Here is an 11,734-nt window from a genome sequence, read left to right as displayed (position 1 = left end):
TGTCTGACTAACATCGCCGGTGCCTGGCCCGAGGTTTGGACCAGGCGCCGCGCTGTTCCGTCCCTTCGGATTGGCGTGGCCGGGCAGCACGCCCGACTTCTTCCCTGTTCTGCGCCTCCGCACTTGGGTCCGGGGGCGTTTTTTTTAGGGAATCCGCCAGATCCCGTGGCCGTCAGGCGCGCGCGATGCCCAGTACACCGCCGCGGAAGCGGCAGCGGCCGCCGTTAGCAGTTATCGAGCTCGCGTGGTCGAGGGGCTTACCAGGCATCTGGCGTTCCTTGTTGGTGAGGCCCCGCAGCGCCGGGTACGCCGAATGGGCCGTTCGCGCCGAAGGCGCATGGCATGGGCGCTGGTCCGCGGCCGGGCATCGGGCCTGCCATGCCGCCGGGGAAGGGGTGGGGGCCGGGGCCGAATGCACCCCACGGCGAACCCGCCAATCGGCCCTCCGGCATGTCGCGCAGGCGCTTGCGCTGGCCAGCATCCAGGCTTTCTTCAAATGTGATCCAGCGATCGCGCACGGCGCGGCGATCCTTATCGAGCGCATCGCGCAGGCGGTCTTCCCGCTCCGCGTGGGCGCGCAGCGACGACCCGGGACCCTCCGGCTGACCAGGGCCGCCGCCCTCGCGGATAAAGCGCGCCTGCAGTTCCAGCGCGTGCGCATGCGCTTCCCGCGCCGCGTCCACGGCGGTTTGCCAGAGGGTGGCCTGGGCAGGCGTAAGCGCCAGCGCGTCGCGCAGCGACGTGGGCGCCGCCGGCCGGCCGGGGCCGGCATCCGCCAGCGGGCTGGTCTGCAGCGCGTGCGCCGGCAGCGTCAAGGCGCAGGCGCCGCACAGCACGGCAAGGGACAGCAAGGCGCGGAGGCGGGGCAGCAAGGCTTGGGGCTGGGTCACAAGGATTCTCCATGGAGGTCATGCGGGGAGAGGCCCGGGCTTGCTAACGTGATGCCGATGGCTTCGAGCATAGCGGGGGCGCCGGGCTGCCGTGGCCCGCCGGTCAGGAACTGGCAGGCACAAAAGCGGCGAAATAACGACATGACATCTTAGAAAGGCCGGCCCACTATTGCTTGAGCGCTTGGTCAGCGTGCGGAAGCAATGCCGTACAAAGCGGGCCGCCCGGCGAGCCGCTTTGTATCAAGCCCGGTACAAAGCGGCCACACCCTGCCTATCAGGCGGCCGCGCCGGGCTGGTAGAGTGAATCCCTGGCGGCGGCGGCTTGCCGGGGCCGCCCTGATCCGCCCCACCAATCCGCTGCAATAACGGCCTGCCGGCGCACCAACCTGCCGCGCACGACGCGGCGAACCGCTGCAAAGCACGACGAAACCCGATGGACCATTCTCCCGCCTCGCCCCTTCATTTGCTGATCGTCGACGACGATCCGCAGATCCGCGCCATGCTGGCCGAGTACCTATCCACCTTTGGCATCGAAGCCGACGGCGCCGAGGGCGGCGCCGCCATGCGCGCCGCCATGGCCACGCGCGAGTACGACCTGGTGGTGCTCGACCTCTCTTTGCGCGGCGAAAACGGCCTGACGCTGTGCCGCGAGATCCGCGAGCGCAGCGACCTGCCGGTAATCATGCTCACCGCGCGCACTGAACTGGCCGACCGCGTGGTCGGGCTGGAGGTGGGCGCCGACGACTATGTCACCAAGCCCTTCGAGATGCGCGAGCTGGTGGCGCGCATCCACACCGTGCTGCGCCGTGTCCGGGGCGGCGGCGCGAAACGCCCGGCGGCGGCGGGCGGCCATGAACTGCGCTTCGGCAACTGGCGCCTGAACACCACGCTGCGCCAGCTGGTGGATGGCGAGGAAACCGTGGTGCCGTTGTCCAATGCGGAATTCCGGCTGCTGCTGGCGTTTATCGAGCACCCGAACCGCGTGCTGGATCGCGAGCTGCTGATCAACCAGGCGCGCGGCCGCGATCTCGATGTCTTCGATCGCAGCATCGACCTGCTGGTCTCGCGCCTGCGCCAGAAGCTGCGCGACGATCCGCGCGACCCGACGCTGATCCGTACCGTCCGAGGCGAGGGCTATGTCTTCACCGGTGCCGTCGAAGCCTGAGCGCGCGGGCTGGGTAGCCCGCCACGACTCCATGTTCATCCGGCTGTTCCTGGTGATGGCCGCGATCATGCTGGCCGTGCATCTGCTCGGCGTCACGGTCATCGAGAGCGTGTTCCCGCGCCCGGGGCATACCGGCTTCACCTTCGTCCCCGGCGACGAGATGCCGCCGCCGCCCCCGGATGCCGAGGCGCGCGCGGACAACGGCCAAGGCGGGGCCGGGGCCCCAGTGCCGCCACGCCGCCCGCGCCGCACCCACGGTCTTGGGCCGCCGCGCCTGGGCCAGCTGTTCCAGCTCGCCGCCATTGTGGCCGCGTCCTGGGTGGGCGCACGATTGCTGGCCAGGCCGGTCCAGCGCCTGGCCAGCAGCGCCGGCAGGCTGGCCCAGGACGTGCATGCCCCGCCGCTGGACGAAGACAGCGGCCCGGCCGAGGCCCGCGCCGCAGCCAAGGCCTTCAACCACATGCAGCAGCGCATCCGCACCCAGCTGGCACAGCAATCGCGTTTCCTGGCCGCCGTGTCCCACGACCTGCGCACCCCGCTCACCCGCATGAGCCTGCGCATCGAAGGCGTCGACGACAACCAGGTCCGCTATCGCCTGCGCCAGGACCTGGCGGAGATGAACGGTCTGATCGATGCCACCCTGTATTACCTGCGCGAGCGCGACGGCGCTGCCGCGCCGCGCCAGCGGGTGGACGTGCATGCCTTGCTGCAAGCCGTGGTGGACGATGCCACGGAAGTCGGCCAGGACGTCACCTTGTCTGGCGACGCCGAGCCGCTGCTGGCCTATCCGGCCGAACTGCGCCGGGCCGTGGTCAACCTGGTCGAGAACGCGCACCGCTACGGCGGCAGCGCGTGCATTGAACTGGTGGACAGCCCCGAGCGGGTGGTGATCGATGTGTGCGACAACGGCCCCGGCATTCCGCCGGAGGAAATGGCGCGCGTGCTGGAGCCGTTCTACCGGCTCGAATCCTCGCGCAACCGTGCCACCGGCGGGGTCGGCATGGGCCTGTCGATCGCCGCGGATATCGTCTCGCGCCACGGCGGCGAGCTCAGCCTGGCCAACCGGGCGGAAGGCGGCCTGCGGGTGCGCATCGTGCTGCCGCGCGCCTGAGCCCCGGGCGGCCCGGTGCCAACGCTACCGTTACCGCTCACCGCGCGGTGCCGCCACCCATCGCCGCAAGCTGCACATACTGCGAGCCGCGCGAGCCGCGCGTGAAATCCAGCACGAAATCGCCCACGTCGACGCGGGCCTGCAGCGCGCGCCGCAGGTCCGCCGGGCCGGCCCCGCGCGGCGCGGCCAGCGCCGTGCGCACCAGCCAGGCCGCGCCGATATAGCCGGCCAGCGTGGCCGGCGAGGCGGGTTCGTCCAGGAACTGCTTCATCCGGCCCACGTGCTCCTTGACCACGCGCAGGGTCAGGTCCTGCGGTCCCGGGGCGATCTGCGTCAGCACGATGCCGCCGACGTAGCCGGCGCCAAGAATTTCGCGTGCCGCCAGCGAATTGACCGCCGACAAGCCCACCAGGAAGCCGTACCAGCCGCGCGCCGCCAGCGCGCGGCCGAGATTGCCATAAGCCAGCGTATCGCCCGCCACGATCACCGCGGCCGGGCGCGCGGCGGCGATGCGTTGCGCCACCGCGCCGGTGTCGCCGCCCTTGCCCGTATCCAGCGTGAGTGCCTGCAGTCCCGGTTCCTGCTCGGCCTGGCGCCGCCACGGCGTGCCGCTAGCCAGGCTGCCGGCCGCAAAATCCGGCGCCACGGCCAGCACCAGTTGCTTGAGGCCATAGCTGCGCAACTGCCGGATGGCCGCATCCAGCTCGCTGCGGTAGTCGGCCCGCGTGTACCAGACGTGATCCGCCGCGAGCGACAGCCCCGACAGCGGCGCCACGATCTGCACGCCGCGCCGGGCTAGCTCGGGCGAGGCGGCCAACACCGGCAGCAGCGCATCGCTGGGGCCGAACAGCAATTCCGCCCGCTCCCCGTCGACCAGCGACAGCGCCTGCGCGGTGGCCGCGCGCGGATCGGCGTCGACCTCGCGCACCACATGCACCACGCGCGGCTCGCGCGCGCCGGCGTTGGCCGCATCGAACATCACTTTGGCCCCCGCCAGGTAGTCGCGCGCCAGGTCGGCCTGGGCGCCGCCCCGGTCCACCAGGTGGCCGATCACCAGCGGGCGGCGCGGCGGCACCTGCGCCAGCAAGGAGGCGGGCGCCAGCATGGCGCTGCCAAGCGCGGCCAGGACCCGGCGGCGCGGCGGCCGTGCGGGGTTGGCGATCAGGGAAGAAGCGTGCATGGGAATCCGCGAGGCCAGGTACAGAGCAATTGCATGATTGGGGGAGAGCGCCGCGCAGCCTATCCGGCCCAGGTGACGCTGGCATGACGCCGGGCATGTCATTGGCATGTCGCGGCCGTAACGCGCCGCATGTCATGGGCCGCGGCTTGACCCCGGTCAACGCAGGCACGGGCGGCGCGCCCTACGATGGGCCATCGAATCCACGACAAAGGCCGCCCCATGGCTGCGACTGCCCCCGCCCCGTTTCCCAATGCAATGTCCGTTCCCATTGGCGTTGCCGTCTCGGGCCAGTCCCGCACTTGCTCCGGCAAGTGCGGCGCCGCCTGCACCGGCAAGCCGGCGGGACGCGGCGCAGCCGCGCCGGGCCCGCATGCCTTGTCCGACTTTCGCGCGCTGGCGGGGCGCATGGATATCAACGGCCCGCGCTACACCTCGTACCCGACGGCGGACCGCTTCCACGGCGGCTTCGGCGCGCAGGACTACCAGCAGGCGCTGGCCGATTGCGCTGCCAGCGCCACCCACGCCGCCAGCACGGCCAAAGCCGCCGCGCCGCTCTCGCTGTACGTGCACGTGCCTTTCTGCGAGAACATCTGCTACTACTGCGGCTGCAACAAGATCATCACCAAGGACCACCGCCGCAGCGCCCGCTACGTGGACTACCTGGCGCGCGAGATGGCGCTGGTGGCGCAGCAGCTCGGCACGCGGCGCGAGGTAGTGCAGTCGCACTGGGGCGGCGGCACGCCGACCTTCCTCGATCCCGCCGAGATGCGCCGCGTCATGGACGCGCTGCACCAGCACTTCCGCCTGCTGCCCGAGGGCGAGCACTCGATCGAGATCGACCCGCGCCGCATCGGCGACGCGCAGATGGCGCTGCTGGCGGAACTTGGCTTTAACCGCATCAGCCTGGGCGTGCAGGATTTCGACGCCGAGGTCCAGCGCGCCATCCACCGCGTGCAATCGCTGGCCGAGACGCAGGCGGTCGTCGACGCCGCGCGCCGGCTGGGTTTCCGCTCGGTCAGCATGGACCTGATCTACGGCCTGCCGCACCAGACCACGGCGCGTTTTGCCGCCACCGTGGAACAAGTGCTGGCAATGCGCCCGGACCGGCTCTCGGTGTACAGCTACGCGCACTTGCCGCACGTGTTCAAGCCGCAGCGGCGCATCGACGAACGCGCACTGCCGGCCGCCGCCGAAAAACTCGACATCCTGGTCGCCACGATCGAGCAGCTGACCGCCGCGGGCTACGTCTACATTGGCATGGACCACTTCGCGCTGCCGGACGACGCGCTCGCCGTGGCCCAGCGCGAGGGCCGGCTGCAGCGCAACTTCCAGGGCTATTCCACCCACGCCGGCCATGACCAGCTCGGCTTCGGCGTTTCGTCAATCGGCGCAGTGGCGGGCCGTTACGTGCAGAACGCCCGCACGCTGGATGACTACTACAGTGGCCTCGACGCCGGCGTGCTGCCGGTGATGCGCGGCTTCGCCATGCGTGACGAAGATCGCTTGCGGCGCGATGTGATCGGCGCGCTGATGTGCAATGGCGTGTTGGACATGGCGGCAGTCGAAGCGCGCCACCGCATCGATTTTGCCGGGCACTTCGCGCACGAGCTGGCGGAGCTGGCGCAGCTGGCCGAAGACGGACTGGTGCGCTGTGAGCCAGGCCGCATCGAGGTGACACCGCTGGGGCGTTTGCTGGTGCGCCGCCTGGCCATGGTGTTCGACGGCTTCCTGCGCGAGGATGCCCGGCGCACCGAGCCCGCTGCCATCCGGAGCGCTGATGCGGGTACGCCTTTGCCGATGCCAACGCGCTACTCGCGCGTGGTTTAAGTCACACCGGAAAGCAAAAAGCCCGCGGCATGCCGCGGGCTTTTTTGTTGAGAGCTGCTTGCGCTTACTTCGAAGCGTTGGCCATGTAGTCCACTGCGGCCATCACGTCGGCATCGGGGCCGGCGTAGCCACCCTTCGGCGGCATCACGCCCTTGCCCTTCAGGGCGAAGGCATGCACGGCGTCCATGCCTTCCTTCAGGCGCGGCGCCCAGGCTGCCTTGTCGCCGAACTTCGGCGCACCGGCAACACCGGCCGCGTGGCAGGCGGCGCAGACTTGTTCGTAGACCTTCTTGCCCACTTCGGCGGAAGCCGGTGCGGCGGCTGCAGGTGCCGCTGCGGGAGCGGCCGGAGCAGCGGCTGCGGCAGGCGCAGCGGCGTCCGAGGCAGCAGCCGTAGCCGCAGCGGCGGCGGGCGCAGCCGGTTCCGGGAACTTGGCGCCGCCGGCGTCGGCCATATAGACCACGGCACGGCCGAGTTCGTAATCGGAGTAGTCGTCGGCGGTGGTGCCGGCGCGGGCTTGCATGGCGCCCTTGCCATGCAGCACGGAGTTCAGCAGGCCGTCAAAGCCCTGGCCGATACGCGCAGCCCAGTCACCAGCATTGCTGTACTTGGGCGCGCCGGCAGCACCGGTGGCGTGGCAGGCAGCGCAGACTTCCTTATAGACCTGCTCGCCCGTCTTGTAGACGCGCGGTGCGTTCGGGTCCTTCAGTTCGAGCGAGGCGACCGGCTTGATGCGGTCATTGACAGCTTCCACGGTAGCGGTAGAACCCGCGCCTTCCTTGGCACCGTGTCCGACAAAGTTGACTAGCAGGATGATCACGATGATTGGCACCAGGAAGGCGGCAATCACCACAGCGATCAGCTGCTTGGGGGTCTTGATGGGAGACTCGTGTTCGTCTTGTGCGTTATGGACGTCGCTCATACTCAACTCTCAATTTTGCAGGAAACCTGTGGCCGCTCGCGATCGGCTGCTTATGTGGCCGCTTGCTCGGTGGCCAATTCCCCCTGGCCAATTGCGCGCATCGGACTATTATCCGGTGCCAACTGCCCCGAAACGGGCCAGCCAGCAGGGCGCGGCACCATCATCCCCGGACCTGATGTGGACGTTGCGCAGCCCTTTTTTTACACAAATAACTCGCGATTATAGCCCCAAAGACCTACCGTATGGAGGCAAAAGCGGCTTGCAAGAGACGTCATCTGGCTGCACTTTTCAGCCCGGCGTGGACGTCGTTCGACAAACACGGTATGCTATGCGCCTTTCCGGCAGCGGCACTCGCGCGCTGCCCGCGTTGTACCCCGTCATACCCTGTGCGCCCGTAGCTCAATGGATAGAGTACTGCCCTCCGAAGGCAGGGGTTGCTGGTTCGATCCCAGCCGGGCGCACCAATCTGATAGGTCACTGGGCACTTCTTCTTCGTTGCCTTTCCACCGCGAAATGGTCGAAGCTAGCTGGGCTCGATTGCCCCGAATCCGGCATTTTTTCGCGTCCACACAAATCTCCGTGACCACCGCATGCAGGAATTGTCTTGCAAGAGGGTTTGCCGGGTCACTAAGCGCTGCTTTTGCTGCTGCAACGAAGCTCTTAATCTGGTCTCGTCCGAATTTTCGAAATGGAAGATGCTGGCGTGCGTCGAGCACTCGCAACTCTTCGATGACCGTCGCCCGCGCCTGTTGCTTCGCTCGGATGAAGTCTTGCAACGTTGAATCAAGGTCTAGGCGCTGCTTATCGAGTTCCTCATAGATGCGAGCCAAGGAGGCCTCTAGGGCAGATGCACGGGTCCGCAGTGTGCGCAGATGCCCGGCATCAGGCTTCCTCGCATCTTTCCATATCTCTCCCAGTTCACCCACGAGGCGACTCACGCGTTGCGGGTCTAAAACCCGCTCGACCACGGCCGTGAGTACAACCTTCTCCAAATCAGTTTTTGGAAAATTTGGGCAGGTACACGCGTCAGGGCTGACCTTTTGCTTGGAGAGGCAGCGGTAGTACTTGTACTTGCCCGATTTTCCTGTCACTAGCATCAGCCCTTTTTTGCAGTGATTGCAGATAAGCAGACCCGTTAGCAATGTCGGTACCTGGGATGCTCGATTTTCAGTGTTAGGTGGTTTTCGTTCTGCTAGATTGTGTTGGACGTCGTCGAAAATGGCTTTGTCCAGTATCGGCGGAACGTTCGTGGTAACCCATTTCGAAGGCGGATTATTCGCTCCAGTTCTCGAGTTTCTTCGAAACGTGACTAGCTTTCCGTAATAAACGGAATTTTTGAGTACACCTTCCACATGTCTGATTGTCCACTGTGTGCCTCGATGGAGAGTTCCGTTTGCATTCAGTTCCTCTGCAATTCGCTTCATCCCCATCACCATGGCGTTCTTCCCAAATCGGGCTAGTGCGAAGATTCTGCGGACAGTATCCGCTTCATCTTCGTTGACTACGAGAATCTTCTTTACCCCGCTACGAGCGGGAATGTCTGTCGCTTTTGTTTTGTACCCATATGGAGCCCTTGACCCGTTGAAGTAGCCGGCTTTGGCATTTGCTGCCATGCATTGGGCCACGCGCTTCCCGCTTGCTATGCTCTGAGCTTCATCGACGATTCCAGTGACATTTCGTACAATGAAAGAAGACGTTTCGTCTTCCGGACGAGGCTGGCCAAGTGTTACCACATGGACGCCCTTGCTTTCCAGTTGCCTCTCTAGTAATTCTCTGTCCGCATTTCGCCGGTAAAACCTACTTTGCATGTGGACAACAATGAGGTCAAACGGCTTCGCGTCGGATAGTGCGGCGGCAATCATGCGGTCAAATTCGGGACGCCTTTTTTCGAGCGCAAATGCTGATGCCCCCCGCTCCTGGAAAATCTCCACGATTACGTGTCCTTTTTCCTTGGCCCACGTCTTGCAGGCTGCAATCTGGTCCTCCATCGACATTCCTTGTTCCGCTTGACGGTCGGTGGAGACGCGGACATATAGAACGATTCTCATATCTTTCTCCAATGGCCAGTCTTCGCCACACTGCGGTGCGGGATTCTTTTGGGGTCGTTTATTGGCCGTCGCCGATATTTATCCGTCGTCATTTTGTGCGGCATCACATTGCGCCTTCGCGAGCGAGGTATGTCCTTTTTTCTTAGCCCACCTCCTACAGGCCGCAATCTGGGCTTCATCGACACTTCTTCCATTTGACCGCGTGTGCCGAAGCGGACATATAGGGCGATTTTCATACCTGACTCCAAATGTGGCCTTTCTCTGCGCGGCAACGATGGTTTTTCGGTCGAATATTGGACGTTTCCCCTTTTTGCTCGTCATCATCTTGCACAGTAGCCAGTGAGACTGCGTAGCAGGTTAATAGAGCGATGAGCACCTCACGTTCGCCGGGAAGGAGGTGAGTGTCGCTATAGGCACTTACAAGCCGCACGCGAATTCGTGCCCCTCGGAACGACAAAGTGATTGTTTGCCGCCGGGACATGTTGCTTCGGTACTACTTTGCAGCCGCCTACGGCGCGCGTTTGCAGCAAGCGGGCACGCGCACGCGTCGTCTATGCTCGAAATAACGACTACTTACAGGGAAGGAATAAAGGGCGGACAAGCGGTCCGCTGGCGCAAGGCAAATGCCGGGCATAACAAGCCTCCAAGAGCTCATCATGCCGCAGGGTGCTCGCATTGCCGGCGGATGCATCCAATAAACGAAGTGAGAATCGACCAAAAACCGGTGGTTCACCATACGCCACATGGCGCGCGAGACGACGGGTGCCGGGACCCAGAAAAAACTTCGACTCTCGCGGATGAGTATAGGTAATCCACCCAACCTTTCAATTGGTGCCGAATCACTGGGCGGGCAGGTCGATAGAGCCCAGCGCGTCCCCTTCTGGGGTCACTTCGTCGTAAGCGGTCACACCCGTTAAACGCGAGATGCGAAAGCGGCGGTGCTAGTTTCGGCACCCCAAGACGCCATCAGGTATCGCGCGACGCAGTTGCTCGCGAACGGCGGAAGCCATGGGGTTTCCGAGTGAGCACAGTAGCAACTTTCTAGAAGTTCTCACGCTTTCAAGCTATTTCAGCCCGAGCAAGTCTGCGGCCGATACTCCTAAAGCGGTTGCCACTTTCTCAAAGGTGTCCAAGGCAATATTTGTCGAACCCACCTCGATTCTCGATATGTGATTGCGGTCAAGACCGACCCTATCGCCTAGCTCTCGTTGCGAGATTCCCGCCGACTCTCTGTGGCGGCGAACGGCCGCGCCAACGAGTTGCGGCGTTGGCGATACCCCCCGGGTTGCGGTAGTCCTCGCATCACGGCTTCCCGCGGACAGCAAGCGGCGAGCATCAACCCCCAGGGCCGTCGCCAACAGCGCAACTTTATCAAGCGCAACGTTTGGCGCTAGCCGCTCGATGCGGCTTATAGAGGTCCGGTCCGACTGGATGAGCGCAGCCAGGTCATCCTGTGACCAACCTCGCTCCTCGCGGAGTCTCCTTAGGTTGTGAGCGAAGGTCTGCCGGAGCGACACCATGCCATGGAACCGTCAGTTCTAAAGTGACGATATATCCATGATTACAACGCTGACGTCTATAGCATGGGAGTTGTAGCCATATACGTTGTTGACGTTTACATATACAACGTATATGCCTACAATTGCCGCCGTACTGATGCGATGCAGGTGCTACCTCCCCCCGGAATGGCCGGAGGTGCTGTGCTCCGCAGAGGTCCATCCTTGACTAGCTATATCCCACCAACGCTCCGGCTTGTGCTTTCTAAATTTAGGCGATGGGAGCTCTGCCACTTCGGTGAAGACGCTCACGAATTGTCGGCAATCGAGTTGCCAGGCGAAGTAGATTGGCGCACCGACCTCCTGCGGTGGCGTATGGCTGCGCTCAAATCTTTTCAGGAGACAAGGTGAGAACAGCACGCGCCAGCTATGTTCCTGCAACCACGCGGGCCGCCCTTGCAAGATTCGGCGTTTCGGTGGTGGCCAGCGTCGACGGCACGAAAATTAGCGTGTCGCCATACGAGCTACCCGGTGAAGTCGAGTGGCGTGTTGACATGCTGCACTGGTACATCACTAAGGTTGTGCTCGACCTAATGTGGCTCCCGAGAGAGGAACTCATGGCGTACTTGGAGCGCACAAAACAGGCATTGGTAGCCGAATCCAACCTACATCAGTTAGAGGCGGATTTGGTCGTGGACGCAGCGAGTTCCACGCTTCAACGCCTGGATTGGTCCCCTACCGGCGCCCCGGAAGCCAGGGCACGGCTCGTTGACCATGTGCATTCAACGTGGGACGCGTTGCAAGAACGATATGTGAATATCGTTTCATCCTCCCCCCAAAGATGACACGCTGCAGAGACGGGCAAGACTCTATCGATGCTCTTAAGATAGCTACGTGCGTTGACATAGCGAACGGGCTAGTCATAGTTATCCGCAAGCCGCCCACTCCAGAGCGCGAACCCATCTCGAAGCTAAGCGCATGGGGCATCTATGAGCGCCCAGCGGGTCAATGGCACGTTGTAGGCAGCACTGTCTACTCTCGTGCGCGAATTAGTAGCGCCATTTCCTGGTTCGACCTTGCGTCAATGTCTGGTTG

Annotated in this window: 8 protein-coding genes, 1 tRNA gene and 1 pseudogene; 5 read left to right on the top strand and 5 right to left on the bottom strand. The window is 64.2% G+C overall.

Annotated elements, in window-relative coordinates:
• Positions 1–257 precede the first annotated feature (257 nt).
• Positions 258–890, bottom strand: a complete 633-nt coding sequence (locus F7R26_RS19890; protein ID WP_150987475.1) for a hypothetical protein — start codon at positions 888–890, stop codon at positions 258–260.
• 433 nt (positions 891–1,323) lie between these two features.
• Between F7R26_RS19890 and F7R26_RS19885 the strand changes: the two genes are divergently transcribed.
• Together F7R26_RS19885 and F7R26_RS19880 are read left to right on the top strand one after the other, a co-directional pair.
• Complete coding sequence (locus tag F7R26_RS19885; RefSeq protein WP_150987473.1) at positions 1,324–2,055, top strand: response regulator; 732 nt, start codon at positions 1,324–1,326, stop codon at positions 2,053–2,055.
• Positions 2,027–3,166 carry an ATP-binding protein gene (locus F7R26_RS19880; RefSeq protein ID WP_150987471.1) on the top strand — a complete coding sequence of 380 codons (1,140 nt, stop codon included), beginning with the start codon at positions 2,027–2,029 and terminating at the stop codon, positions 3,164–3,166. Before F7R26_RS19885 ends, F7R26_RS19880 begins: the two co-directional genes overlap by 29 nt.
• A 37-nt stretch (positions 3,167–3,203) precedes the next feature.
• On the opposite strand, the gene F7R26_RS19875 is transcribed toward F7R26_RS19880, so the two are convergent.
• A complete protein-coding gene (locus tag F7R26_RS19875) occupies positions 3,204–4,346 on the bottom strand; it encodes an ABC transporter substrate-binding protein (RefSeq protein ID WP_193692101.1) in 1,143 nt (380 codons plus the stop codon).
• A gap of 405 nt (positions 4,347–4,751) precedes the next feature.
• Here F7R26_RS19875 and hemN point away from each other — a divergent pair, with 405 nt between their 5' ends.
• On the top strand, positions 4,752–6,173 hold the full coding sequence (hemN, locus tag F7R26_RS19870) for an oxygen-independent coproporphyrinogen III oxidase (protein ID WP_241754551.1): 1,422 nt from the start codon (positions 4,752–4,754) through the stop codon (positions 6,171–6,173).
• Between the two features lie 64 nt (positions 6,174–6,237).
• Here the strand turns inward: hemN and F7R26_RS19865 are convergent, their stop codons facing one another.
• Complete coding sequence (locus F7R26_RS19865; protein ID WP_150993240.1) at positions 6,238–7,095, bottom strand: c-type cytochrome; 858 nt, start codon at positions 7,093–7,095, stop codon at positions 6,238–6,240.
• 388 nt (positions 7,096–7,483) lie between these two features.
• On the opposite strand from F7R26_RS19865, the gene F7R26_RS19860 reads away from it, so the two are divergent.
• A tRNA-Arg gene (locus tag F7R26_RS19860) sits at positions 7,484–7,559 on the top strand.
• A 513-nt stretch (positions 7,560–8,072) separates the two neighbouring features.
• Here F7R26_RS19860 and F7R26_RS41800 read toward each other — a convergent pair.
• Together F7R26_RS41800 and F7R26_RS41795 are read right to left on the bottom strand one after the other, a co-directional pair.
• Positions 8,073–9,143, bottom strand: a pseudogene (locus F7R26_RS41800) (recombinase family protein); the annotation flags it as partial.
• Positions 9,144–10,207: 1,064 nt separating this feature from the next.
• Positions 10,208–10,663 carry a helix-turn-helix domain-containing protein gene (locus F7R26_RS41795; protein ID WP_170302030.1) on the bottom strand — a complete coding sequence of 152 codons (456 nt, stop codon included), beginning with the start codon at positions 10,661–10,663 and terminating at the stop codon, positions 10,208–10,210.
• Positions 10,664–11,046: 383 nt separating this feature from the next.
• On the opposite strand from F7R26_RS41795, the gene F7R26_RS19835 reads away from it, so the two are divergent.
• Complete coding sequence (locus F7R26_RS19835) at positions 11,047–11,484, top strand: hypothetical protein (protein ID WP_150993238.1); 438 nt, start codon at positions 11,047–11,049, stop codon at positions 11,482–11,484.
• The last annotated feature ends 250 nt before the right edge of the window (positions 11,485–11,734 follow it).

Source organism: Cupriavidus basilensis, from assembly GCF_008801925.2.
Taxonomy (GTDB): domain Bacteria; phylum Pseudomonadota; class Gammaproteobacteria; order Burkholderiales; family Burkholderiaceae; genus Cupriavidus; species Cupriavidus basilensis.
The sequence above is the reverse complement of the archived record's forward strand: the minus strand, read 5'-3'. Positions and strand labels throughout refer to the sequence as shown.

Coding starts and splice junctions, on each gene's coding strand:
- F7R26_RS19885 (WP_150987473.1), top strand. CDS start 1,324: ATGGACCATTCTCCCGCCTCGCCCCTTCATTTGCTGATCGTCGACGAC.
- F7R26_RS19880 (WP_150987471.1), top strand. CDS start 2,027: ATGTCTTCACCGGTGCCGTCGAAGCCTGAGCGCGCGGGCTGGGTAGCC.
- F7R26_RS19875 (WP_193692101.1), bottom strand. CDS start 4,346: ATGCACGCTTCTTCCCTGATCGCCAACCCCGCACGGCCGCCGCGCCGC.
- hemN (WP_241754551.1), top strand. CDS start 4,752: ATGGATATCAACGGCCCGCGCTACACCTCGTACCCGACGGCGGACCGC.
- F7R26_RS19865 (WP_150993240.1), bottom strand. CDS start 7,095: ATGAGCGACGTCCATAACGCACAAGACGAACACGAGTCTCCCATCAAG.
- F7R26_RS41795 (WP_170302030.1), bottom strand. CDS start 10,663: ATGGTGTCGCTCCGGCAGACCTTCGCTCACAACCTAAGGAGACTCCGC.